This window comes from Actinocrinis sp., from assembly GCF_035946395.1.
In the GTDB taxonomy this organism is placed as follows: domain Bacteria; phylum Actinomycetota; class Actinomycetes; order Streptomycetales; family Catenulisporaceae; genus Actinocrinis.
On the sequence record NZ_DASYZI010000189.1, the window covers coordinates 1 to 24,139 of the forward strand.

The 24,139-nt window shown below is 68.3% G+C and carries 20 protein-coding genes and 2 pseudogenes; 11 read left to right on the plus strand and 11 right to left on the minus strand.

Annotated features, from left to right (window positions below):
* The 3 genes from VGS97_RS11985 to VGS97_RS11995 form a co-directional block, all read right to left on the minus strand.
* Positions 1-177 (minus strand): permease (locus VGS97_RS11985; protein ID WP_326853480.1); only part of this gene is annotated, 177 nt, incomplete at its 3' end.
* A gap of 184 nt (positions 178-361) precedes the next feature.
* Positions 362-1,309 (minus strand): M56 family metallopeptidase, encoded by a 948-nt coding sequence (locus VGS97_RS11990; protein ID WP_326853460.1) that lies wholly within the window; start codon positions 1,307-1,309, stop codon positions 362-364.
* Between the two features lie 13 nt (positions 1,310-1,322).
* Complete coding sequence (locus VGS97_RS11995) at positions 1,323-1,736, minus strand: BlaI/MecI/CopY family transcriptional regulator (protein ID WP_326853461.1); 414 nt, start codon at positions 1,734-1,736, stop codon at positions 1,323-1,325.
* 143 nt (positions 1,737-1,879) lie between these two features.
* Between VGS97_RS11995 and VGS97_RS12000 the strand changes: the two genes are divergently transcribed.
* Positions 1,880-2,542, plus strand: coding sequence for a DedA family protein (locus tag VGS97_RS12000; RefSeq protein ID WP_326853462.1), 663 nt, complete (start codon positions 1,880-1,882; stop codon positions 2,540-2,542).
* On the opposite strand, the gene VGS97_RS12005 is transcribed toward VGS97_RS12000, so the two are convergent.
* From VGS97_RS12005 to VGS97_RS12015, 4 genes and pseudogenes are all read right to left on the minus strand, one after another.
* Positions 2,524-4,476: a cellulose-binding domain-containing protein gene (locus tag VGS97_RS12005; RefSeq protein ID WP_326853463.1), complete on the minus strand. Its 1,953-nt coding sequence runs from the start codon at positions 4,474-4,476 to the stop codon at positions 2,524-2,526. The two genes, VGS97_RS12000 and VGS97_RS12005, sit on opposite strands and share 19 nt — an antisense overlap.
* A 66-nt stretch (positions 4,477-4,542) precedes the next feature.
* Positions 4,543-5,490: pseudogene (locus VGS97_RS29515) on the minus strand (arabinofuranosidase catalytic domain-containing protein); the annotation flags it as partial.
* Between the two features lie 123 nt (positions 5,491-5,613).
* Positions 5,614-6,018 (minus strand): annotated as a pseudogene (locus tag VGS97_RS29520) (cellulose binding domain-containing protein); the annotation flags it as partial.
* Positions 6,019-6,655: 637 nt separating this feature from the next.
* Positions 6,656-7,306: a class I SAM-dependent methyltransferase gene (locus VGS97_RS12015; protein WP_326853465.1), complete on the minus strand. Its 651-nt coding sequence runs from the start codon at positions 7,304-7,306 to the stop codon at positions 6,656-6,658.
* A gap of 166 nt (positions 7,307-7,472) precedes the next feature.
* On the opposite strand from VGS97_RS12015, the gene VGS97_RS12020 reads away from it, so the two are divergent.
* The 4 genes from VGS97_RS12020 to VGS97_RS12035 all read left to right on the plus strand — a co-directional run bounded on the left by VGS97_RS12020 (position 7,473) and on the right by VGS97_RS12035 (position 10,073).
* On the plus strand, positions 7,473-7,958 hold the full coding sequence (locus VGS97_RS12020; RefSeq protein WP_326853466.1) for a hypothetical protein: 486 nt from the start codon (positions 7,473-7,475) through the stop codon (positions 7,956-7,958).
* A 271-nt stretch (positions 7,959-8,229) separates the two neighbouring features.
* Entirely contained in the window at positions 8,230-8,865 is a 636-nt protein-coding gene (locus tag VGS97_RS12025; protein ID WP_326853467.1) for a TMEM175 family protein, read from the plus strand.
* A gap of 62 nt (positions 8,866-8,927) precedes the next feature.
* A complete protein-coding gene (locus tag VGS97_RS12030) occupies positions 8,928-9,755 on the plus strand; it encodes an SAM-dependent methyltransferase (RefSeq protein WP_326853468.1) in 828 nt (275 codons plus the stop codon).
* A 96-nt stretch (positions 9,756-9,851) separates the two neighbouring features.
* Complete coding sequence (locus VGS97_RS12035) at positions 9,852-10,073, plus strand: hypothetical protein (protein WP_326853469.1); 222 nt, start codon at positions 9,852-9,854, stop codon at positions 10,071-10,073.
* A gap of 11 nt (positions 10,074-10,084) precedes the next feature.
* Here VGS97_RS12035 and VGS97_RS12040 read toward each other — a convergent pair whose 3' ends face one another.
* Entirely contained in the window at positions 10,085-10,942 is an 858-nt protein-coding gene (locus VGS97_RS12040; RefSeq protein WP_326853470.1) for a class I SAM-dependent methyltransferase, read from the minus strand.
* 24 nt (positions 10,943-10,966) lie between these two features.
* Positions 10,967-11,917, minus strand: a complete 951-nt coding sequence (locus VGS97_RS12045) for a hypothetical protein (protein WP_326853471.1) — start codon at positions 11,915-11,917, stop codon at positions 10,967-10,969.
* A 307-nt stretch (positions 11,918-12,224) separates the two neighbouring features.
* Between VGS97_RS12045 and VGS97_RS12050 the strand changes: the two genes are divergently transcribed.
* Positions 12,225-12,818 carry a DUF664 domain-containing protein gene (locus VGS97_RS12050; RefSeq protein ID WP_326853472.1) on the plus strand — a complete coding sequence of 198 codons (594 nt, stop codon included), beginning with the start codon at positions 12,225-12,227 and terminating at the stop codon, positions 12,816-12,818.
* 106 nt (positions 12,819-12,924) lie between these two features.
* Here VGS97_RS12050 and VGS97_RS12055 read toward each other — a convergent pair whose 3' ends face one another.
* On the minus strand, positions 12,925-14,922 hold the full coding sequence (locus VGS97_RS12055; protein WP_326853473.1) for a glycoside hydrolase family 30 beta sandwich domain-containing protein: 1,998 nt from the start codon (positions 14,920-14,922) through the stop codon (positions 12,925-12,927).
* 168 nt (positions 14,923-15,090) lie between these two features.
* On the opposite strand from VGS97_RS12055, the gene VGS97_RS12060 reads away from it, so the two are divergent.
* The 4 genes from VGS97_RS12060 (at position 15,091) to VGS97_RS12075 (ending at position 19,343) form a co-directional block, all read left to right on the plus strand.
* Positions 15,091-16,131 (plus strand): LacI family DNA-binding transcriptional regulator, encoded by a 1,041-nt coding sequence (locus VGS97_RS12060; RefSeq protein ID WP_349262097.1) that lies wholly within the window; start codon positions 15,091-15,093, stop codon positions 16,129-16,131.
* Positions 16,132-16,266: 135 nt separating this feature from the next.
* A complete protein-coding gene (locus VGS97_RS12065) occupies positions 16,267-16,653 on the plus strand; it encodes a hypothetical protein (protein ID WP_326853475.1) in 387 nt (128 codons plus the stop codon).
* On the plus strand, positions 16,640-17,806 hold the full coding sequence (locus tag VGS97_RS12070) for a caspase family protein (RefSeq protein ID WP_326853476.1): 1,167 nt from the start codon (positions 16,640-16,642) through the stop codon (positions 17,804-17,806). The genes VGS97_RS12065 and VGS97_RS12070 overlap by 14 nt, the downstream gene beginning before the upstream one ends.
* A complete protein-coding gene (locus tag VGS97_RS12075) occupies positions 17,799-19,343 on the plus strand; it encodes a hypothetical protein (RefSeq protein ID WP_326853477.1) in 1,545 nt (514 codons plus the stop codon). The genes VGS97_RS12070 and VGS97_RS12075 overlap by 8 nt, the downstream gene beginning before the upstream one ends.
* Before the next feature lie 93 nt (positions 19,344-19,436).
* Here VGS97_RS12075 and VGS97_RS12080 read toward each other — a convergent pair whose 3' ends face one another.
* Positions 19,437-22,706, minus strand: coding sequence for a glucodextranase DOMON-like domain-containing protein (locus VGS97_RS12080; RefSeq protein ID WP_326853478.1), 3,270 nt, complete (start codon positions 22,704-22,706; stop codon positions 19,437-19,439).
* Between the two features lie 230 nt (positions 22,707-22,936).
* Here VGS97_RS12080 and VGS97_RS12085 point away from each other — a divergent pair, with 230 nt between their 5' ends.
* Positions 22,937-23,605 (plus strand): PadR family transcriptional regulator, encoded by a 669-nt coding sequence (locus tag VGS97_RS12085; RefSeq protein WP_326853479.1) that lies wholly within the window; start codon positions 22,937-22,939, stop codon positions 23,603-23,605.
* Positions 23,606-24,139 lie beyond the last annotated feature (534 nt).

Genomic DNA, 24,139 nt, shown 5'->3' on the forward strand with positions numbered 1-24,139 from the left:
CAGCAGCGAGGCGACGCCCAGCGTCTTCGGCGAGTCGTCCGGCAGCAGCCGGCTGATCGACTCCTTGGACACCACCGCCTGCACCGCGGCGGACAGGAAGAAGCCGAGGATCAGCGCCCAGAGGATTTCCCAGGTCATCGAGCCGGCGATCCCCAGCATGTGCGCAATCGCGTGCATGACCGTCCCCTCGTCCGTGCTTGAAGCGCCGATCGTCGCCAACCATATACCCCATAGGGGTATTCCATGCCCATGGCACCACACCGGAGGGCATGGATGGTGGACGGTGTCAGACGCTCGGTGTCAGGCGCTGCTGTCGGGCACTCGTGTTAGGGCACGCTTGTTAGGTACAGAGCGCTGCGTGTTAACTGTGGACGTGGCGATGTGCGAGTGAGAGCAGGTCTTGCAGGTCGTTGGCTGCCTCAAGCAGGCATGCGCACGTTACCGCCAACATGACCACTCCCGCCGCGATCAGCAGCAGCCGACGGCCGGGGGCTTGCTCCAGCAACGCGGCGACCCGGCGCGGTACCGGTCCCGCGCCGGAGAGTGACAGTGTTCCGAGGCGCCCGAACACGGCGCCGAGTGCCAGCCCGATCCGAGTCTTCGGCTGCCTGGTCTTGGTGGCGATCGCGGCGCGGGCGATCGTCACCGCCACCTGTCGGCGATCGCCGACGACGTGGGCGGCTTCCTCGTCGGCCCACCGCTCGACGGTGTACTCGACCGCGACGGCCAGCGGCCACAGCAGCGGATTGGCGACGGCGGCCAGCCGCGCGACGCTGGTGTACGCGTAGTGATGGTGGTCGAGATGCGCTCGCTCGTGAGCGAGCAGCGCCATGCGGCCGGGTTCGTCCAGGGCCTCCAGCATGCCCGCGGACACGACGATCCGGCCGGGCCGGCCAGGCAGGGCGTAGGCGTCGGCGGCGGTCTCGTCGACGACGATCATGCCCGTGTCCGGCAGGTACGCGGCCTCGGCGAAGCTGGCACGCAGCGCCCGCACCCGGCGCACCGTGAAGAGCCACACGGCACCGCAACAGGCGGTGAGCAGGACTCCGGCCACACTGGCGACGACGATCGAGGCGGGGTCGTTGTGGTGGACGATGGTCAGCGACCAGTGCCCGAGGCGGGCCACCAGCGGCACGCGGACCAGCGCGTTCAGGGTGAGCAGCCCCAGCGCCGAGGTGCTCGCCGACGCCAGGACCAGCGCGGCGGCGGTCAGCAGCCAGGTGGCGTGCCGCGGGTCGAGCCGGGCGGACAGCGGCCGCGCGAACGGGGCGGCCAGCGCCGGAGCCAGCAGCGGAAGGTAGATCGCCACTCGCACGGCAGTCTCAGACTTCTGATTTGTTCTCGCGGGTCTGCTGCCCGAGCAGCCGGCGCAGCAGCTCCTCGTCCCGGTCCGAGAGGTCCGCGACGAACCGGGAGAGCACCGCCTCGCGGTCGTGCTGGCGGTCGAGCAGGGCGCTCAGCCGCCGGGCGGCCAGCCCCGCCTCGTCGTCGACCGGGGCGTAGCGGAAGGAGCGCCCGTCGCGGTGACGTGCCAGCGCGCCCTTCTCGTGCAGCCGGGAGAGGATCGTGACCACCGTGCTGTACGACAGTTCGCCGCCGTCGTCGTCGAGCCGGTCGCGCACCTCGCCGGGACTCAGCGCGGCGCCCGCCTCCCAGAGCACCGCGAGGATCGCCTGCTCCAGTTCGCCCGGCCCGCGGCGCGCCCCGTTCCGGTCCGAGTCCCGCCCCTGCGCCACGGACGCATCCCTTCCCGCGCGACGTCTGTCATTCACCGCATCGATGTCATTTACATTACTGTAGAAGTTCTACAGGCGTGTCGCGCCGATGGCGACCCGGCCAGCATAGGACAGCGCCCGACAACAAGGAGAGCCCCCGCCCGATGAGCGCACCAGTCCAGCTGCCCGGATTCCTACAGACCCTCGCCCCGCTGCTCGACCACTGGGGATACGTCGCGGTCGGGTTCCTGCTGTTCGTCGAGGACTTCGGCGTGCCTGCCCCCGGCGAGACCGTGCTGATCGCAGCCTCCGTCTACGCCGGCGCCGGACGGCTGAACGTCGTCGCGGTCGGCTTGATCGGCTTCGCCGCCGCCGTGCTCGGCGACAACCTCGGCTACGGCATCGGCCGCTTCGGCGGCCGGACCCTCGCCCTGCGCTGGGGGCGGTACGTCTTCCTCACCGAGGAGCGGCTCGACAAAGCAGAGGCCTTCTTCACGCGGCACGGCGGCAAGATCGTCACCGTCGCCCGGTTCATCGAGGGGCTGCGGCAGGCCAACGGCATCATCGCCGGAATCACCGGGATGCGGTGGCTGCGCTTCGTGGCCTTCAACGCTCTGGGCGCCGCGCTGTGGGTCAGTACCTGGACGTCCGTCGGCTACCTCGCCGGCAACCACATCACCACTATCTACAACGACGTCAACCGCTATGCGCTCTACCTGCTGGCGGCAGCGGTCATCCTGGTCGTCGCCCTCGTGGTGCGCCATCGCCGGCGAGGCGCAGCGGCTGGAACCGCAGATGAACCAGCCGATCAGAACGTGAACGAGTAGCCGGCGGCGGACGAGACGCCGCAGCTCGACACGTACAGCGAGTAGGTTCCGTGCGCGAGCGCGGACGGCAGCGTGAAGTCAGCCGTCTGCGACTCGCCGGGCTTGCTGGGCACCATGGAGCTGAAGTTGAACGAGCGGGCATAGGTCACGTGCCCGGCCGAGTCCTTCAGGTACACGATCGGGTAGTTCTCCGGGGCCTGGAAATCGTCCTCGCCGGTGCTGACCATCCCGGACAGCTGCGTGCCGGTCAGGTGATACGAGCCGTTGCCGTTCGACGTGACCGAACCGACCGCCGGGCGCCACGAGTTCTGCGGCGAGCCGACCGGCGTCCAGATCCAGTTGCGCGAACCGGCCGCCGCCATGACCTGGCCGTTGGGCAGGTCGATGAAGTTGACCGGTGCGCCGCTCGGGTCGGGCGGCAGCGAGATCGGGGTGATCGTGTTCGTGCTCGGATCGAATTCGCTGACCAGCGGCCCGGACGCGGACCCGCACGCGTTGGTGATCCAGCTGCACTTCACCGAGTCGAAGATGACCTTCCCGTTCGGCTCAGGGGTCGTGTACACGTCGTCGGTGTACGTGCCCTGAGGCGTCGCCGGTCCCTGCGCCCAGGTGCCGGCGCTGCTCGGCGTCGAGCCCGGAGTGTAGATCGCGGTGGCGTTGCTGCCCATCACGAGGATCCGGCCGTCGTACAGCAGCGTGACCATGGACGAGTCCACGTTGCCGTTGGCGTAGCTTGACGGCGCCGGCGCGAGGGTGGTCCAGGTGCTGGTGCTCGGGTTGTAGCGGTACTGGCCGCTCGCGCTGAGCGACACGACCGAACCGTCGGAGAGCGGCACCCAGCCGTCCTCGCCGGCCGCAGCGGGCCTGCTGCCCGCGGCGCTCCAGGTGTTCGTGCTCGGATTGAAGATCTGCGTGCTCGCCGACCGCTGATCGCTGGACAGCACGCTGCCGTTGCGCAGGCTGGCGCTGCCGGTGTCCTGGAGGTTGCCGTAGAGGCCTGATTGTCCGAGCGACCAGGTGTTGGTGACCGGGTTGTAGAGCTGGACGCCGTTGTGGTCGTTGGAGGAACTGCCGGACGGCCAGAAGTACACGTACTCGCCGCCGGCCTGGTAGAAGCGCCCGTCGGGCAGCATGTGCTCCTGTGCGGCGCCGAGGCCGTACGGGCTGGTGGCCAGCTGCACCCAGGTGCCGTCCGAGTAGTTGCCGAACTGGTCGGGCACCAGCTTCACCCACTGATGCAGATCTGCGCCGTTGGACAGGATGCTGCCATCGCTGAGCAGCCACATGAAAGTGCCCGGCCCGCCGCTGTACGGATTGACCGGCGCGGCGACCCAGGTGCCCGGCGGGTTGGGTGGAGTCGGAGTCGAGGAGGGTGTGGGACTCGGGCTCGCGGACGGCGAACTCGGACTCGCGCTCGGAGACGGCGAAGCCGAGGTGCGCGACGGGCTCGGGCTCGGTGTCGGCGTCGAGCCGCTGGCGGACGGCGTGCTCACCGCTGCGCTGCACACCGTGCCGTTCAGCTTGAACTGCGTCGGGGCGGTGTTCGTGCCCGAATACGATCCGTTGAAGCCGAAGGACAGGGCGGCGCCGGTCGCCACCGAGCCGTTGTAGGAGACGTTGGTCACGGTCACCGCCGCGCCGCTCTGCGCCACGGTGCCGTTCCACAGCTGGGTGACCTGCTGGTTGCCGGGAAAGGTCCAGGTCACGGTCCACGACGTGATCGCCGCGCCGAGGTTGGTCACCGACACGTTGGCCCCGAAGCCGGAGCCCCAGTCGCTGCTGACCGAGTACGACGCCTGACAGCCGGTGGCGGCGCTGGCCGTGGTCGTGGCGGCGGCGACCACCACGCCGGAGGTGAGGACGGCCGCACCCGACGCGGCGACCGCGCGCCAGAGCCGAGGGTACGCCGCCGGACGAAGATGGATGTGTCTCACGTGGACTCCTTTTCGGGAGGTGAGGTGAGTTCGTCGATGCCTGTCAAGGGGGGTTGCTCAGCGCCCGTAGCCCGCCGCGGTGATTTCGGCCTGGACGGCGTTCTCGGTCGCGTCGGAGGGGTAACCCGAGGTCATGACTCCTTCGTAGAAGGTGCCGTCAGAGCCCTTACTGTTGTCGCCGCCGGTGCCGAGGATGATGGCGCCTTCCTTGTGCATCGGGTTGTAGCCGGAGACGTTGGGCCGTGCGCCGCTGTAGAACGTGGACAGGCCGCCGGACTGCGCGTTGCCCGCGCGGATGGACCAGAGGTTTGCCGTGCCCTTGACGATCGCGGTGAGGTACCGGTCGCTCACGGTCGGGTCGTTGCTGTTGAAGCCCGCGTTCACGCCGGAGTACAGGCCGTTCTCCATGTCGGCCATGACCCACGGGCCGTTGCCGGAGCCGTAGCCCCAGACCTTGATGGTGCCGAAGTAGATGGCCTCCATGTGGCCGTTGCCGGTGTCGGTGCTGCTGGTCTCGGCGTTGCCGTAGTCGAAGCAGCAGCCGCCGTTGTAGTGCGTGCCGTCGAAGATCGCGTACATGCCCTCCGGCTGGTCGCCGGTGGCGATGTTCGAGGTCGAGTTGTCGCGGTATCCGGTGCCGGGCGCCACGAAGACCCCGTACGCCTTCTGGCCGTTGAGCGTGGTCGGCGCGGCGGTCGCGTTGGCGAGGTTGTCCGGTCCGCCCGCGGCGCCGCCGGCAGGCGCCTGCGTCAGGTTGTTGCCATGACCGGACTGGTCGTAGACGATCGTGATCAGACAGGTGGTGTTCGAGCAGAACGAGTCCTGTGCCGCGGCGTTGGCCACGCCGCCCGCCGCAACGACCCCGACGTTCATCGTCGTGTTGTCCGAAGACCGGCGCACCTGGTACAGCGACCCGTTGTAGGACGCGTACAACGCGCGCGTCGTCGAGTGCGCCGCCACACACGGTGTGCCACCCGCAGCGTAGATGTCACACGGACCCTGCCCGGCGGACTGCGTCGGCGACGAAGACGGGGACGCGGACGGTGACGAGGATGGGGACGGCGACGCCGACCGTGAGGCGCTCGGGCTGGGCGACGGCGAGCCGCTCGTCGTCACGCCGCCGGTACACGCGACGCCGTTGAGGCTGAACGCGGCCGGAGCCGGGTTGGAGCTGTTGTTCCATGAGGCGTTGAAGCCGAAGCCCGCGGTTCCGCCGGTCGCGACAGCGCCGTTGTAGGACGCGTTGACGACGGTCACCTGCGCCCCGGACTGCGTGTAGCTGCCGTTCCAGAGCTGGGTGATGGTCTGCCCGGCGCCGAAAGCCCAGGTGAGCGACCAGCTGGTGACCGGGCTGCCCAGGTTGGTGATGGTGACGTTGGCGCCGAACCCGCCCGGCCATTGGCTGCTGACCGAGTACGACACCGAGCAGCCGGCCGCGGCCGCCTGCGCCGGCCCGCCGACGGCGGCGATCACGCCACCCGCGGCGATGAGCCCGCCGGTCACGGTGATCGCAACCGCAGCACGAGTTTGCAGAAAGCGCATCAAACCTCCACTTGTTAGCGCTAACAACTCGCTCGCCACGGGGTGCCCCAGTTGATCGGGGCGGGATTGTTCTCAAGGCTGTCCCGATGCCTGAGATGCGGTGCGCGGGCTGCGGCGGCGAGCGCGGCCGGTGGCCGACAACACGCGCAGTGTGCAGAGCAGGTCCGCCCACCCGCAATGGTGCGCGGCCTGAGCGATGCGCCTGCCCGGTGCTCGGCTGCTTCGCCGGTAACGATTTCAGAGCGCTGAACAGCGAAGCGGCGAGCGGGCATCGCCTTGCGGGGACAGCCGGTTGGTCAGCTGACGGTGCGAAAGTTTCGCTTCACGACCGGGAAAGGGTTTGCCCGAGCCACGAGCCTCGAAGCAGCTTGCTTGGAGAACGCCCAAAATGAATACCAATGGTGCTGTACGCGCGGCTGACGCCGTAAGCCTGGCCGTCCACCCGCGTGCCCCTTAGGCGTTAGGGCCGTGCGGCCAGATCAGGCGCGTCGCTTGTCACACATGCTCGCCGCGTTGCCGGGCCGTCCCCAGACACCAGACACCAGACACCAGACAACCAGTCAGGCCACAGCCCTCCGCCTTACGATCGCACGCGTCATGCGCCGTGCCCTGATCCGGCCACACAGCTCAAACACCCCTAGCCGATCTGCTTGCGGGTGGCGGTGCCGAGGACGTGAGGTGCCGCCGGATGGGGGAGCCGCCCCGCCGGGAAGTGGAAGTGGCTGACTTCCATTCGAGTGAATCCAGCGCGTCCGATCGCGGCTTCGGTGTCGCGGCTCACGTGGCAGCCGCCGGCCATGAGCGGCCAGACGGTGCGATCCGCGACGCGCTGGAAACGGACCATGCCAGGAGTGGTGCCACGCACGTGCTCCAGGAAACGCAGCGTGCCGCCGGGTTTGAGCACTCGGTGCAGCTCGCCCAGCACGGCGTCCTGATCGGGCACCGAGCACAGCACGAGGCACGCTACCGCGGCGTCGAAGGAGGCATCGGGAGCCGGGACGCGCTCGGCGACCGCGTCGACCACCTCGATCGTCACCGGTGCGGCGCTCGCTGCCTCGTCGGCGAGACGGCGCAGGTAGGGATCTGGCTCCACGGCCAGGACGCGGGTGACCGCCGCCGGATAGTGCGCGAAGTTGAGGCCGTTGCCGCAGCCGATCTCGACTACCGCTCCAGTCAGGCCGGACAGCAGCTGAGCGCGGTGCTCGGCCATCCCGCCCCGGTCCATCGCGGGGCCGACCCGGGCGTACATGCGGGCGAACACCGGATGGTTGTCGCGTCCCTGCGGCATCATGGCCTCCCCGTCCCGGCGTGCGATGGCGATAATGGGTGATTTCTCGTGCCTGGCATCGCGTGTGCGTGTAGCAGCCTGTGGGCAGGCTGTCTGCTCACTGGGGATTCCCTGGGAATCACCCAGACGCGTTGCATCGCGTTTCCGCTGAGTCTAGCGTCGAGATATGAGTTCCGAGACTTCTTCCGCTCCGGCTCAGGGGCCGCGGGCACAGACGATGGCGCTACAGGGTGTCGCCAACGTCTTCATGCGAGGCCTGCTGAGCACGCCCGGTGTCGCCAACGGCATCGGCAGGTTTCTGATCACGCTGTATGTGGTGGGCCGCAAGTCGGGCCGTCACTACACGATTCCCGTCGCCTACGTCGAGCACGAGGGCGCGTTGCTCATCGGCACGCCGTTCGGCTGGGGCAAGAACCTGCGCACCGGCGAGCCGCTCGACGTGAAGTACAAGGGCAAGCGGCGCACGACCGACGTCGAGGTGGTCAAGGACGAGGACGGCGTCGTCGAGCTCTACGGCGTCATGTGCCGCGCCAACCGCAACTTCGCGAACTTCAACAAGGTGCACCTGGACAAGGACGGCACGCCGAGCGTGGACGATCTGCGGGCGGCGTGGCGGGCGGGCGCCCGGGGGTTCAAGCTGACGCTGCGCTGAACGACTGAAACACGCACAACCACCCCAGGCCGATCACCCCAGATCCATCAACCCAGGCTGATCAACCCAGGCTGATCAACCCAGGCTGATCACCCCAGGCTGATCACCCCAGGCCGATCACCCCGGGGCTGATCAGTCCGGGCTCGACTTGGCCCAGGCCCATCAACTCAGGTCCATCAATCCAGGCCATCAATCCAGGCCGATTAACACAGACGGGTGACCGTCGGCCGTTTCCATCCGCCGCGTCGACGAACGCTGCGAGCCTTGGCGCATGGCGGATGGCGGGACCGGCGGCTCCGTCGGCGTGAGCAGCGACCGCGTGGAGAGCTTCAGCGACGCGGTGTTCGCCATCGCGATCACGCTGCTGGTCCTGGACATCCGGCAGCCCGCGAGATCGGGCCCGCTGTGGGACGCGATCCTGCGGCAGTGGCCCTCGTTCGTCGCCTACGCACTGAGCTTCCTGCTGATCGGCGTGGTCTGGGTCAACCACCACGCGGTCTTCCACTTCATCGCCCGGGTCGACCTGGCGCTGATCTGGCTCAATCTGCTGCTGCTCCTGGATGTGGCCTTCATGCCGTATCCGACCGTGCTGCTGGCCGACGCGTTGGTCAGCGGGCGGGACGAGGTGACGGCCGCGGTCTGCTACGGTGCGACACTCGTTGTCGGCGGCGTGCTCTTCGAGGCCGTTTGGCTGCACGTCTCGCGGCGCCGCAGGCTGCTTCGCGCCGACGTCGCGCCCGAGGTCGTGCGCGCGATGGGGCGCAGGTTCCTCGGGGGACCGTTGTTCTGCGCCCTGATCACTCCCCTCGCGTTCGTGCAGGTGGGTCTGACACTGGCCGGCTACCTCATCCTGCTGACCTACTTCGGCGTCACCGCGGTGCGGGAGGGCCGTACTGGCGGCAGCTGACCATCGGCAGCTGACCATCGGTGATCACCAACGCCTTCAGTCCACGGGTTACGATTGCGCGCATGGACCCGATCGATGCGGCGGAGTTCGCGCTGAGCCTGCCCGAGGTGAATCCGAACGCGCCGAGCCCGGCACGGATCTACGACTTCCTGTTGGGCGGCAGCCAGAACTTCGAGGCCGACCGCGAGGTCGCCCGGCGCGCCGCCGACACCATGCCGACCCTGGTGGGCGCGATCCGGGCCAACCGCGCGTTCCTGCGCCGCGTCGTGCGCCACCTGGCCGGGACGCTCGGGGTCGACCAGTTCCTGGACCTGGGCTCGGGCGTGCCGACCGTCGGCAACGTGCACGAGATCGCGCTGGCGATCAATCCGGCGGCCAAGGTCGTGTACGTCGACATCGACCAGGTCGCCGTCGCGCACGCCCGGCACCTGCTGGCCGACCTGCCCTCGGTCACCGTGATCCTGGCCGATCTGCGCCGGCCCGAGACGGTGCTGAAGCATCCGCTGACCGAGCGCACGCTCGACCTGTCGCGGCCGGTGGCGGTGCTGATGAACGCCGTGCTTCACTTCATCCCCGACGACGAGCACCCCGAGCGGATCGTGGCGGACTACGTCGCGGCCGCCGCGCCCGGCAGCTACGTCGCGATCTCGCACGCCGCCCCCGACCTGACCCACGCCGCCGAGCAGGAAGAGATGCTCGACGACTACCGCCGCTCGACCAGGGTGCCGTTCATCAACCGTGAGCCCGAGCAGGTCACCGCCTGGCTCGACGGCCTGGCGATCCAGCCGCCCGGCATCGTCCTGGTCGACCAGTGGCACCCCGACCTGAATGTCACGCAAGCGAAGATTCTGCGCACGTACGGCGTGCTCGCCCGCATCCCGGAGCATTAGGGCACGCCCTACCGCACAGGGTGCGGCGGATAGCCAGTACCGGTGTACTGCACGCGGCATCCCTGCTCGGATACGAGCGGTCTGGAGGTCAAGGCCATGCGAGCAGTCCGTCTCGACCAAGCGCCCGCTGCCGTCCTGCGCATTCGCGAACCCTCCGGCGTCGTGGTCGCCGTCTGCGGCCCGCTCGCCGAGGACGAGGTGGACTCGCTCGCCAGCGCGGTGCTCAGCCCCGCGGAGTACGACGAGCTACGCAGCAGCCTGCATCTCCCCGTGGACTGCGCCGGCGCGGATGAGCCGCGTGTCGAGACGCCGCGGTAATACCGGCTGCGTCACTCACCCGGTTTGACGGCCGTGTAGATGTTGTAGCGCCACGCCTCACGGTACCGATATGTCTCGACGCCGCTCATGGCATTGACCGCCTTCTCGACGTGCCCGAGCTTCCGCAGCGCGAAGTACGGTGCGCGGCCGATGATCGCGAACGCGTGGAGCATCGGCAGCATCTTCTCCGTGACGTCGGCCACGGTCTCGACCGTGAAACCGGTCTTCGCCAGAAGCACTTCGAGATCGCCGTGGTTCAACTCGTGCCACGCGGGCATCGCGCCGAGCTCACATACCTGCTCGAACGCCCTGTTGGCCTCGGGGCTCAGCTGATCCTCGGGCGTTCGTGAGTACTCGAACATGACGAGGCGGCCGCCGGGCCGCAAAACCCTGAAGAACTCCGACAGCGCCTTCTCCGGTTCGGCCGAATGGACGAAGGTCTCCATGGTGTAGACGCCGTCGAAGGATTCGTCGGCGAATTCGAGGTCGTGATAGTCGCCCCACTGGAAACGGGTCCGTTCACGAAGCCCGAGTTTGTCGCTGCGCGCGATTGCTTCAGCCAGATTGAAGTCCAGGATGTCGATTCCGGTCACCCGGAGCCCGAAACGCGAAGCCATCGCACGTGCGACGTCACCCACACCGCATCCCGCGTCGAGCACTTCAGAGCCGGCAGGCAGATCGAGCTTTTCGCCGAGCACGTTCTCCATACGGCGCATCGCCGGAGAGAAGCGCCACTTCGACTGGCCCTTCTCGTACCACCCGAAGTGTTTCGTCCCTCCGAGCAGAACACTGTATCCGATTCGAGATTCCGTGCGATCGTAGTATCGCCAGATCTCTTTGAGATGAGAATCGGACTTCCCAGCGGTCATGCCAGCTCCGTTCCTTTTGGTCACTCATTGTAGCAGGAAGCCCGCGAGCGACCCAACCAGGGCCGCCACGTACTGGACCACCGTGCCGGTGCCAAAGGGAAGCGATGGAGACGAGGCGATTGAGCTGTATGCAGACAGCGATAACTCCAACTGGGGGATCTCTCCTATTGTGCCGAGGATCTTCGACGGCTTCAGTGCTGACAGGGCGAACAGATCGTCGGGGGCGAGTCCGTCGAGCAGGCGCAGCCTGAATTGACGGACCACCAGATAGATGTTGACTTGCGCCAGAACCCCGATCCACAGGCTGAGCGCGATGAGCAGCCCGTAGATGTAGGGTAGGTAGGCGCCGAAGATCGGGTGATCGATGAGGCCTGGAAAAGTCACTCCGAAAGCGCCGAGCGCGAGAAAGAACGCCGGATAAGCATAACCTTCCGAGAACGTCCTGATTCCGGCGGTGCGGGCCGGGTCGTGCCAGCGGAGCAATATATCCGTGCATGCGCGAAGTCTCATCACCATGATTGGCGGCATTACCAGCCAGTAAGAAACGTTTCCGAGCGTCGCCATGCTCCAGGTCGTGTTCAGGAGCAGGATGAAGAAGGGAAATCGTGTCCAGACGTGGGTTCCATCGTGGATGAGGACCACGATCCACGGAGTCAGCGCGAAGGCGAGTGGTGCGACGGACTGGCGCTGGACGTCGATCGACCAGTCGATGACGCTCACGACGTGATCGCGCCTGCGGCACGGGCGCAGCAAATCGTCAACCGTGTGGGCGCGATCGAGCCCGTACCTCCATGCCAGGATGGCCGCGGCGAACATGCCGCCGTTGATCACGCCGAGAAGTGCGATCAGGAAGAGCAGCCGGGCCTTGTTGTAGTCGTCCGTGCCGCCCAGCGGAACGATGAGTGCGATCGACAGAACAGCAGGGCCGAACGAGAGGGCGAGCCATCGGGTGAAATGCCGCCGGCTCTTGGACACTCGGACATCGGCCGGCGCGCCCCGGCGGATGATCCGGATCGCATATATCTCTCGATAGCCTCGCGTCCACACAGCGGTCATGCCGTGCCAGACGGCTGAAGGCTCACCTGACGTGGTCGTGTGAGCGGGACTGGCTGGCGTTCTGGTCAAGTCGACCCCTGCGACAGACTGTTGTGGCTCGTTCTCCCGGCTCGCTCTTGCCCGCCGAGCACATTCGCCTACTGAAGTAGAACTCTACATTGGTCGGCTTCGCGCGATGCGGACTTCCCGAAGGCGGCTGTCGGCGGTCCGGTCTACGGTGGTGTACATGACCGATGATGATCGCCCGTGGGAGCCGCCGCTGGCTGGCGACGAGGTCGAGCACCTGACCGGCGCGCTCGACCGGTTACGCTGGACGTTTCGTTGGAAGGCCGACGGCCTGGACGCGGACGGCTTGGACGCGCGTGTCGGCGCCTCCGTGCTGACGCTCGGCAGTCTGCTCAAACACCTGGCTCGCGTTGAGGACTACGCGTTCACCGCCAAGCTGACCGGAGCGCCGATCGGTGAGCCGTGGGACTCGCTCGGCTGGCAGGAGAGCGACGATGACGAATGGGAGTTCGGCTCAGCGGCGGGCGACAGTCCCAAGCAACTCTACGTGTTGTGGGACGGCGCCGTCGCACGCTCCCGCGCCCGGCTCGCCGCCGCGCTGGCTAACGGCGGGCTCGACCAGCCGGTGCACATGGGCTGGCCCGACGGGCGCCGCGCCAGCCTGCGCCGCCTCGTGTGCGACCTGATCGAGGAATACGGCCGGCACACCGGGCACGCCGACCTGATCCGTGAAGCGGTCGACGGTCGCGTCGGCGAGGACCCGCCGGCCGGATGGCGACCGAAGAGCGGGCAGCCAAAGAGCGGGCAGCCGTAGCACCCCTGCTCTGCTCCGGCTACCCGCTCCTAGTGGCGGCTCGACGCACCGCGCTCGACGCTCAACGGCACGGCACGTCAGTCGCCTGCGTCAGACGCCTGCGCCATCAGTCGTCTGCGTTCTCCCCACTCGTGTACGCACGCACGTCGGCGACGCTCCACCAGTTGCCGTCGGATGATGTCAGGGTGATGCGGACGTACCGGATCGGCCCGCCGCTCACGTTCGCCGTGGTGAACTGGCCGGTTCCCTGGCCGTTCGCCACCGCCGTGGTCCAGTTCGCCCCGTCGACGCTGGTCGAGACCGTGTAGTTGCGCGGGTAGTCGCCGGTGGACGCTCCGGTGTCGAACACGACCTGCCGGGCCGGGATCGGCTTGCCGAAGTCGACTTGGAGGTACTGGCCCGGGGCCTGGCCGGTACCCGTCGAGTAGCGGGTGCTGGCGTCGGCGTCGACGGCGTTGGCCGCGACGTCGCCGGTGCAGCACGGGTTGGCCGGGCCGGCGGGATTCGCGACGGCGCTCCAGCCGGTCGGGTCGAGCTGCCGCAAGGCGTACGCGCCGGGGACGTCACCGCGCCAGACGAACGTGGCGAGCGCGCCGCCGGGCAGCGTGTACGTGAACGCCGCGTCGCCCTCGCGTACCGCGAACGTCTGCGGGTTGTCGTTCTCGTTGTGCGCGACGAGCACGGTGCTGCCGTCCGGGTTGCGGAACGCCACGTCCATGACCTGCCCGTTCCAGTCGGTGGTGCCGAACGAGGTGCTGCCGACGCGCACCGCTCCCGGCCGCACGAAGCGGGCCAGGTGCCCGAGCGTGTAGTACTCCGCGTCGTCGGTCACCGTGCCATCCGGGGCGACCGTGACGATGCCGGTGCAGCCGCCGCAGCCGCCGACGTGCGGGCCGTTGCTCGGGTTGAGCGCGAGGTTCCAGTTGATCATGGTCTCGGCCCAGTTGCGGGTGTTGCCGATGATCAGGTTGCGGGCGTGCCACTTGAGCGTGTCGGAGAACGTGTTGGCAGGGTTCGATGACTGGCTTCCGGAGCACTCGGTGAAGTAGATCGCCTTGTCCGGGAACTGATCGTGCATCGCGGTCATCGCGCTCGGGTCGCCCGCGTAGCAGTGGTAGGCGACCCCGGCGACCCAGCGCGCCGCCGGCGACGTGAGCACGTTCTGCGGGTACGCGTCGATGTCGGCGGTCTCGTCCGGGGGAGTGTTGGCGATGTCGTTCGGGTGCTCGGTCCAGTTGTGGTCGTAGGCGAGGATCAGCGTGTGCAGCCCGGCGTCGCGCAGCATCGGCCCGAGGTCCTCGATGACCTTCTCCTCCTGCCAGGAGGGCATGTCAGTGCCCGGATAGCCGGACGGGGTGCGGTTCTGCGGCTCGTTCTGCACCGTGATCGCGTTGACGGTGACGCCGTTCGCCCGGTACGCCTCGACGAACTTCAGCAGGTACAGGGCGTACGAGTGGTAGATGCGCGGATCGTCGATCAGCCGCCCGCCGACGAGCGAGCCGCCGGTCTTCATCCACGCGGGCGGGCTCCACGGCGTCGCGACGATCTGTAGGCGCGGGTTGAGCGCCGCCGCCTCGCGCAGCAGCGGCAGGATCTGCGCCTGGTCGTGCGCGACCGAGAAGTGCTGCTGCGCGTAGTCGCTCTGCCCGGCGGACAGGTCGTCGTAGGTGTACGCGGCGGTCGTCACGAAGTCCGAGGCGCCGATCGGCTGGCGCAGGTAGTCCAGGCCGTCTCCGGCGACCGGGTCGAACAGCGAGCGCATCGTGGCCTGGCGCGCGGCCGGCGAGAGGCCGTAGAGCACCGAGGCCGACGAGTCGGTGATCGAACCGCCGAAGCCCTGCATCGTCTGGAAGGTCTGCGTGGGGTCGACCACGATCGTGGGCGCCGTGGTCGCGGCGCCGCCGAACGAAACCGTGCCCAGGTCGCTGAGCTTGTCGGCGCCGTCGGGCGTGGTGACCCAGACCCGCGCCGACACGTTGGCCGGGTCGGCCGGGACGTGATCGGCGCCGACGGCCGCGAACGCGCCGCCGCTGCCCGAACTGGCGGCCCCTACGGTGAGCGCGGCCGCACCCAGTGAAGCCGCGATGAGTCTGTAGCGGGACATCGTCGTCCTCCGAAACACTCGGCGTTGTGTAACACTTGTAACAAAGATGGAACGCTCGCCGGGCCGTAGACAAGCAGCCGGAGCCGACGCTGTCAATCATCCATTCACGTAAAGCCAGCGGGCGCTATGCTGCACTTGTGAAACGCGCAGGTACGGCTGGTGTAACGAATGCCTAGTCAGGGCGTGCCACGCGGAGTGACGGTCCGCGCCATCGCCGCGCGCAGCGGCGTGTCCATCGCGACGGTCTCGCGAGTCCTCAACGACCGCAGCAACGTCGCGCCGCAGACCCGCGAGCTCGTGCGCCGGGCGGTCGAGGAGCTCAGCGACCAGGCACGGGCGCGCGCCGTGCGGGACGGCGCCGCACGAGTGCCGCGAGGCGCGGTCTACCTGCGCTGTCCCTACCTGCTGACCGACTACTTCGGCGTGATCGTCTCCTCCATCGCCGAGACGCTGGACCTGTACGGCAGAACCCTGATCCTGAACGCCGGCGAGGCCGCCCAGCGGGAGACGGTCCTGCCCACGCTCCCGGCGCGGCCCGGCGTCGGCGGCGCCATCGTGATCCTGCCGCCCGAGCCCAGCGAGGAGCTGCTCGCCCTGCGCGACCGGGGCTTCCCGTTCGTCGTGGTCGATCCCCGGGTCCGGCCGCCCCGCGACATCGCCGCGGTCTCGGCCGCGCACTTCGCCGGTGCCCGCAGCATGACGGCGCATCTGGTCGGGCTCGGCCACCGCCGCATCGGCGTGATCGCGGGGCCGCACAACTGGATGGCGGGCCAGGCCCGCATGGCCGGCCACGCCTCGGCGCTCGCCGACGCGGGCGTGCTGCCGTCCGCCGAGCTGACCCGCAGCGCCCACCCGACCACGCAGGACGGCCTCAAGGCGGCGGACGACCTGCTCGACCTGCCCGAGCCGCCCACCGCGCTGATCGCCTTCAACGACAAGGCCGCGGTCGGCGCCCTCACCGCCGCCGCACGCCGCGGCCTGCGCGTGCCCGAGGACCTGTCCGTCGCAGGCTTCGACGACATCGACCTGGCCCAGGCCACCACCCCGCTGCTCACCACCGTCCGCCAGCCGCTGGCCGAGATGGGCCGCATGGCCGTCAGTCTGCTGATCCGCCTGATGGACCGGCACAAGGTCGACGCCCTGCACGTCGAACTCGCCACCGAGCTCGTGGTGCGCGGCTCGACCGGCCCGGCCCGGGGTGCGTCGTAGCGCGCAGTTCGCCGTCGGCAAAAACCGTCCTGCTGACCAGGCGAAATCCACCATTTCCCGCGTTTCGTGCATGCCAGGGTTCTGTCTTGTCTACAATCGGCCCGACTCTTGACGTCTTATCTCATTGGGGCCGCAGTGGCAGTGGAAGTCGTGGTCAGGATCTCGCCCGACATGTTCCGCGAAGACGCCGACGTGTTGCCCCTGTGGCTGGACCGGGCGTTTCCGTACGACTGGGTCGAGTCGTCCGCACCCCGCGGCGGGGACACACTCTCGGTGTCCGACATCGTCATCACCGCCGTGCTGACGGGGGCTGCGGAGGCGGCCGGCCAGGTCGCGGTGGACGCCATCCGCACGAAGATCGCCGATCTCGTCGAGCGCTATCAGGCCCGCCACGGAAGTCTGGCCCAGGCCGACCTCAAGGAGACCGCCGACGCCAACGTCTCAGCCAATGCCGCCGCGACCGCCGACACGGCGAGTTCGCCTCACATCCCGCCCGACGGTACCGATCGTGAAGCAAGCTGAACCACGTCGCCTCGCCGTCCTGGTCGGTTCGTCGCGCTACGACGACGCGGGGATCAAAGACTATAAGACGATCACGAACTCCGTGGACAAGCTCAAGGAGCTCTTCGACTCCAGTGTGCTCTGGCAGGAGTGCACCGCCGTCCGCGACCCGAAATCAGTCTTCGACGTCATGCTTCCCATCCGTGAGGCATCGGAGGCGTGCCGACAGGGCGATACGCTGCTCGTCTACTACGTCGGCCACGCGATCAACCCGCCGCGCGCCCAGCACGGCGACATCCTGCTCGCCCTGCGCACGACCATCGACAGGGAGCACTGGAGCTACCTGCCGCTGTTCCACGTGTACGACATGATTCGAAGATCCCGGGCCTCCGCCAAGGTCCTCATACTCGACTGCTGCTATTGCGGTGCCGCCGAGGCCCTCGGCCCCGACAGCGCCGACGCGTCGCGCGACCCGCAGTGGTTGCTGGACGAAGGCAGCACGTGCGTCATCAAGGCCGCCGCGCGTGCCAGCATCGTCCAGAAGGTCGATTCCTACATGGAGAAGGACTCGGCCAGCCTGTATACCGCGTTCAGCGGCTACTTGATCTCAGTGCTCGATCGCGGTGTGGACGGGGCGCGCGACCCGTTGCAGGTCCGCGACGTCTACAACGAGCTGCGCCGCATCCTCCCCGCGTCCGGCAGGCACGCGGAACCGGAGCTGCTCATCCGCAACGAGCCGCAGATCGTGCTGATGGAGAACCGCAGCCCGCGCGCCACGCACGGCCACGGGGACCCCTCGCAGCTCGCCCGGCTGCGAGCGGCGCCGTTGGAAGAGCTCTGCGACGCGTGGGCCGGACGGGAATCGGTGCTGGCGGACGTGCCGCCTTCCGTCGTCGACGAGTTCATCGCCGAGTTCGTCCCCGGCACCGACGATGAGACGTTGAGCCGCCTCGTCCACTGCCTGCACAAACTTCAGGCCGGCACACGACTGGACGAACTGCTCGCCCTGATCCGCGTCCGGGATCCGGAACGGGTCGGGTCCGTCATCAGGGAACTATGGCGTCAGGAATGCGATCGGTGCAGACACAACGGGTCAGTGCTCTACGGGGGCATGGTGGGCGAACTTCAAGGAATGGCGCTGCACCGCTTCGCCACGGCGGTCAACGGTGACTAGTACTGACGAATTCCCGGTCCAGCAACCGGAAGACCCGGACCGTGCGCTCGCCCGGCTCCTGTCGCTCGACGCGCTGCGCGAGCAGATCACGTTCCGCCGCTCCGAGGACACCGACCGGCAGTGCGACGCCGCGCTGCGGCTCTTGGAGTGGTACAGCAGGATACGTACAGCCGCCGACATCACAGCTCTGCTCGAATCCCTCGGCGATGACGTGGCCGGGCGCGCCGACCGGGCGATCGTGCTGGAGAGCGTCGCACTCGGACGTCCGGTCGACGAGTCCGCACACATCGCCGTCACGATGGCCACAGAGCACAAGACGGCGCGCAGCGAGGACGTCGTGCGCATCTGTGTCCTGGTTGCAGCTCACCACCAGCCGCGAGACGTCGCCCGCTTCGTGTCGCAGCTTTCGAAGGCGCACTGCGAGCCGCAGGCGGAGCTGGTGGTCACGGCGGTCGCCGAGCGGCGCTCGATGGACGTCGTGGCACGCCTCGAAATGGCGCTGCGCGCGGCCGACGAGTCAGAGGCCGCGTCGCGCGTCGTCATGATCGCGCTCGACCGCCGCGGCCGAGCGGACGAGATCGCAGAACTCATCGACTACCAGCTCGTTTACCGTCCATGCGCGTCCGACGACGCCTCCATCGGCGAATCGATCACCACGCACATCCGCGAACGCATGGCCGACCCGAAACTGATCCACCTGATACTCCAGCAGTACGAGCGCGACCCGGGCCGGGCGATCGCCTGGAGCGCGAGCGTCGCGGAATCGCCCGGCCGCCCCATCGCAACCATCATCGCGCTCTTCGCGAGGGCCGTGGCCGAGAAGAGAATCGATCTCGCGGACAAGATCACGTCGACCGTCGGCACGCATCGGGGCGCGGAGGACTTGATCGCGTACAACGCCGGTTGCGCGGACCACGGCTGGGACGTCTTCGAATCGCTGTTCGGCAGGTTCAGTGTCGAGGGCGATCCCGAGACGATGAGCGATCTTGTGCAGCTGTGGAACGCGCGGCACGGAGCGTTGAACGGCCGCCTTCATCGAGTACTGGTTCAGGCTGCGCCCGCAGCGTTGTTGATCGCGGCTGCGGAACACCTCGCCGCGCGGACGTGGAAAGCACTCGCGGACGACTTGCTCAGCGCGGCCCTGGAGCAACCGGGGCGCTTCGAGCCTGCCGATGTGGCCGCGTTGCTGGGGAACGTGCGCAAGGCGCGCGTATCGCTGCGCGGCCTGCGACAACCGGACATTGTCCAGAGCGTCATCCGGAAGCTTGATTCGCAGCTGACGACCGGCTCTTCAGCCAGAGTCAACGCGGCGTATCTCGCAGGGCTCAGCTGTGCCGCCGACGATGCGATGACCGACTCCCGGGCCGAGAGTCTTCAGTCAGCGATCGTCTGGACGGTGTTCAACAAGAATGATCGTGTCCTTGAACACGAGTTCCGTGCCGCGTTGAGCGAGCTCGGCCGCAATGACCTCGCGGAAAAGTACAACACAATGGTCGCGCCCCTGACGCATGCGTGGCGGGGGCCGGTCGTCCGGTAGCCACAGCGACCAGGCCCCGGCCGCGTCGTGATCGTGCTGACGTGGCCGGGGCCCGGTCTCCTGCTTGCTGCGTGCTGCCTGTTGCCTGTGTTGCTACGGGGCGGTCACGCCGTGGAGGACCACCGGGCCCAGGGTCGGGTCGAGCTCAGTGGACTGCGACACGCCTTGCGGGGTGATGGTGTCCATGACCTCGGGGACGGTGTTCGGGGCGACGGAGCAGATCGGCGCGGTGCCGCCTGGTGCGCAGACGCCGAACGAGTAGGCGCCGGCGGTGGGGGTGAACGCTCGGGCCTGGTCGGAGCTGAATCCGTCCTGGCCGGTGAGGGCCACGGTGAAGGTCCAGCCCGAGGCCGGGGTGCCGAAGGCGGACTCGGGCAGGGCGATGGTGATCGTGTTGGAGACCGTGGAGGCGACCACGGCGGTCGGCGTGCCGACCTGGTCGCCGCTTGGGTTCACCCAGACCGGTGACGCGAAGCCCTGCACCTCCAGGCGCTGGCTCCATGCGTCGGCCGGGGCGATGGTGTAGTTGCGCGAGGGGTACGCGGCGGCGGTCGACGTGGACGCGCCGGTGGCCGCGGGATTGTGGACGTACACGTCGAGCAGTTGCGCGCCCATCACGTTGCCGAAGGTCGGGGTGAGCTTGGCGAGCGTGGTGCGCAGGTAGACCGTCGCGTTGGCGGTGACGACCTGGAAGCGGGTCAGGTCGAACGAGCCCGCGCTGAACGAGGACGAGATCGGGTACTGATACGTGCCCGGGCCGTTGTCGTCGCCGGCCGGGTCGGTGACGTCGAGCACTGTCGTGCCGCCGACCACGTCGCCGACCACCGCCGTCTGGGCGTAACCGGTGGCGCCTGCGGCGGTGGTCGCCGCTGCCGTCAGGGTATTGGTACCGAAGCCGATGGACACGGTCGCGGTGAACGCGCCGGTCGCGTCGGCCGTGGTCGTCGTGGTGGTGGCGGGGGCGCCGGTGTCGGTGTCGTCGGAGGCGATGGCGACGGACGCGCCGGGGGAAGTGGTGCCGGTGACCGTCGTGCTGCCGCCCTCGATCGTGGATCCGGAGGCCGGGGCGGTCAGGGTGACGGTCGCGGCGGCCGGTGCGCCGTGGGCGACGTAGCGCGCGGTCGTGATCTCGGGCTGGTCGACCGTTCGGTTGGTGCCGAGGTCGACGATCAGCCGCAGTTCCTGCGCCTGAGCCCAGGTGAGCGGTGACGCGGAACCTGCGGCGCGGCCGTTGGCGAAGCCGATCGACGCCGTGGTCGGGTCGCTGCCGTACGGCGAGGCGGGCAGGTTCGGGTCCTCCCACACCTGCTCGGGGACCAGGCCGACGCCGGACGCCGACTTGATCATGAAGCCGAGCAGCGCGGAGGCCTGCGCCGGGTCGCTTTCGGCGAGGGCTGATTCGGCGCGCTCGCCGGAGAGCACCGGCCACAGGTGACCGGTGCCGACGTCGGTGGTCGGCCAGGGCTGGCCGGAGAGTGTGCACGAGGTCTGGCTGTTGGCCGTCGAGCAGTCGCCGTAGCCGTCCGCGCTGCCGGAGGCGGCCGCGTTGCCGTAGCGGTAGTAGCCGGTGCCGGTGGACGTGGTGACGGAGATCTGCTTGTCCAGGACGGAAAGGGAGTTACGGAACGTCGAGTCGGCCGGGGAGAGTTCGCCCAGGCGTACGAGTTCCTGGAACCCGCCGTCGATGACCGAGCGCTGATCCAGCGTCGGGCCGCCGTTGCCGAGGAAGTAGGACGTCGCGGCGTTCGGGTCGCCGTTCTTGGACAGCCGGATGAAGTACGGGCTCGAACTGTCCGGGCCGGTGCCGGTGACCGTCCAGTCCTTGATGTGGCGCTGGAAGTCGTCCGCGGTGGCCTGGTAGACGGCGGCGTCGGCCGTGTCGCCCTGGCGTGTGGCGATCGCCGCGGCGGCGGTCAGGCCGGCGATCTCGGCGGCGATCGTCGAGACCGAGTACCCGGATTGCTCCTCCCAGCGCTCGACGCCGAAGGACGGGCCGTGCGAGACGAGGAAGTCCGCGGCGGGCTTGATGTGCTGCGACCAGAGCGTTGCGTCGCCGCCGAGCCCGGACAGGTACGCCATCAGGATCGGGTACGCGGTCTCGTCGAGTTGGTCGCCGCCGGTGTCCGGCGCGGACAGGCCGTTGACCAGCGAGTTGCGCGGCAACTCGCCGTTCGTCCGCTGCTGCTTCTCCAGCAGGAAGCGGGCCGTGGCGCGTGCGGTGGCCAGGTCGCCGTCGGCGAGCAGGCCGGTGAAGGCCTCGTACAGGTCGCGCGCGAAAACCTCGCGGTACGAGCCGAAGTAGACCGCCTTGCCGTTCATCGACGCGCCCGCGTTGACCGCCTGGCCCCAAGGCGACGCGAGCGACGCCACGATCGCGCCGGGGAACGTCTTGTCCTCGCTGGCCTTGAGCACGTTGGCATCGAGGAAATAGGTCCGCGCGACCATAGCCCGATCGATGCCTGACACCGATGCCGTCTGCGGAACGGGATTGAGTGAGCCGTCGTAGTCGCGCCACTGGCTGGCGTAGAGCCCCCTGGCGGCGCTGAAGGGCGTGCCCAACGAGTTCGATGCCGTACTCACCGCGTCGGCCTGCGTGCGCCCGAAGCCGAGCGAGAGGGTGAACTCGCCGCCGCCGGGGAGGATGCGGCTCGGCGTGACGTCCTCGGTCGCGACGACGTGGCCGTCGGGCGCGGATGTGGTCGGGGTGAGCGAGTGCGTCGCGTCGAGCTGCGTCAGGCCGTCGCTGGCAGTGCCCGCATACCCGACCGACGCGCTGCCCGCGGAGTCGGCGGTGAGCGCCATGTACGTGGGAACCGCGTAGTCGCGGTTCACCGCCTGGCTGACGGTGGACGTGTCGTAGACGACCGGCACGCCGCTCGTCGCGTCGATCACGCCGGTGTCCGCGCCCGCGTTGTCCGTCCCGCCGCCACCGTTGCCGTTGACGTGCGCGTCCAGTCGTGCGAAGACGTGCAGAGTGCTGACGTCCGTGCTGCTGCCGGCGGTCGCCGACAGCCTGGTGTTCATCAGGACGCTGTCGCGGCTCGGGTCGGTGAGGTACGTCGTGGTCAGCTGGTAGCCGTGTTTCGCGTCCGTTGACGTGACTGTGCAGACCATGCCGGTTTCGTCCGCCTGCGCGGTGTACGTCATGTCACGCGTCTGTAGGGCGGTGAACGTCGAACCGTCGGTCACGACGTATTGGAGGGTACTGACGTTCGTGTTGTCGATGGTCGGCTCGTAGACGTCGGACAGTACGCCGTCGGCGACCGTGTACCAGACCTTTGACGTGGCGTCGCGCGCGGTGCCCACGCAGTCCTTGCGGGCCAGGTCGAAGTAGGAAGCCGCTCCGGGACCGCCGGAAGCCACGGCGCCGGCGGACGGTGTCGCCGCACGTGCCGGGGCACCGGCGGCGATCAGGGCTAAGACGGTCGCGGTCGCGCATGCCGCCGACCGCCTTCTGGAAGTTCGCTTCATCCTCGGCCTCTCGATCCGGGCTCCATCCCGCACCGGAGTCTTGCAAAGGATCGGGTAAGTTTCTATACTCGCGCACAAGTAATCGTGAGAGAGTAATTGTGAACGAGTGAGAGTGAAGGACCATGGCCGAGCAACGCAGGGTGGGCAACCTGCTCGCGCTCGCGGTGCTCTCCACACTCGTCGAGCGGCCGATGCACCCGTACGAGATCGCCTCCCTGCTGCGCACGCGCGGCAAGGAGGACGACGCCGACATCAAGTGGGGCTCGCTCTACACGGTGGTGCGCAACCTGGTCAAGCACGGGTTCATCGAGGTCGTCGACACCACGCGGGCGGGCGCGCGCCCGGAGCGGACGGTGTACCGCATCACCGGAGCCGGGCGTGCCGAGCTGGTGGACTGGGTGCGCGAGCTGGTTTCCGCCCCGCAGCCGGAGCACCCGAGGTTCAAGGCCGGTCTGTCGGTACTCGCCGTGCTCATGCCTGATGAGGCGGCGGCGCTGTTGAGCCGACGGCTGGTCGCGCTGGAGCTTACGGTCGCGACGAGACGGCGGCTGCTCGCCGAGGCCGCCCGCGAGGTTCCCAGGCTGTTCCTGGTCGAGGACGAGTACGAACTCGCCCTGCTTGAGGCCGAGGCGGTGTGGGTTCGCGCACTGGTCGAGCAGCTCGAATCCGGGTCGTTCCCGGACATGGTCGGCTGGCGTGCCGCGCATGATGCGCTGGCGGCCACGGCGCACACAGTGGTGCAGGACGCGCCGTACGAGGGACACGCGGGATACACGGACAGCGACACGTAGTGACCACATGATTACATAATCACATAGCCACGTACGTAGCAATGTAATGAGAACATGCGATGCAACAGCCCCGGCGGGTTGTTAGCGCACCGCCATAGGGGTCTTCGATCCCGGGCCAGGCTTGTGCGTGGCGGATCTGGCCTGCGAGATGACGCCGTAAGGATGACCGGGCTTCCTTGCCGTGAACGGTTCGGACGGACGCACATCCGAACATCCGAATCCGCAACGTGGGAGTACCCGTGAGTAAGACACACGGTCTTGATCATCGGAGGTGGGATCGTCGGCCCGGTTACCGCGCTCGTACTGCGTAAGGCCGGGATCGCGCCGGTGCGGACCGCTGGCGCTGCGTAGCGTGTAACGCACGGCGTCCGGGCCAGCCCACGATGGGCCGGACCGGACGCCGGTGTCAGTGCATCAGATCCTCAGTGCATCAAACTCTCACTGCATCAGATCCTGTGCCCCGGCAGGTCGAACCGGTCGAGGTTCATCACCTTGTCGAACGCGGCCACGAAGTCGTGCACGAACTTCTCCTGC

Coding starts and splice junctions, on each gene's coding strand:
- VGS97_RS12000 (WP_326853462.1), top strand. CDS start 1,880: ATGAGCGCACCAGTCCAGCTGCCCGGATTCCTACAGACCCTCGCCCCG.
- VGS97_RS12015 (WP_326853465.1), bottom strand. CDS start 7,306: ATGCCGCAGGGACGCGACAACCATCCGGTGTTCGCCCGCATGTACGCC.
- VGS97_RS12020 (WP_326853466.1), top strand. CDS start 7,473: ATGAGTTCCGAGACTTCTTCCGCTCCGGCTCAGGGGCCGCGGGCACAG.
- VGS97_RS12025 (WP_326853467.1), top strand. CDS start 8,230: ATGGCGGATGGCGGGACCGGCGGCTCCGTCGGCGTGAGCAGCGACCGC.
- VGS97_RS12030 (WP_326853468.1), top strand. CDS start 8,928: ATGGACCCGATCGATGCGGCGGAGTTCGCGCTGAGCCTGCCCGAGGTG.
- VGS97_RS12035 (WP_326853469.1), top strand. CDS start 9,852: ATGCGAGCAGTCCGTCTCGACCAAGCGCCCGCTGCCGTCCTGCGCATT.
- VGS97_RS12040 (WP_326853470.1), bottom strand. CDS start 10,942: ATGACCGCTGGGAAGTCCGATTCTCATCTCAAAGAGATCTGGCGATAC.
- VGS97_RS12050 (WP_326853472.1), top strand. CDS start 12,225: ATGACCGATGATGATCGCCCGTGGGAGCCGCCGCTGGCTGGCGACGAG.
- VGS97_RS12055 (WP_326853473.1), bottom strand. CDS start 14,922: ATGTCCCGCTACAGACTCATCGCGGCTTCACTGGGTGCGGCCGCGCTC.
- VGS97_RS12060 (WP_349262097.1), top strand. CDS start 15,091: ATGCCTAGTCAGGGCGTGCCACGCGGAGTGACGGTCCGCGCCATCGCC.
- VGS97_RS12085 (WP_326853479.1), top strand. CDS start 22,937: ATGGCCGAGCAACGCAGGGTGGGCAACCTGCTCGCGCTCGCGGTGCTC.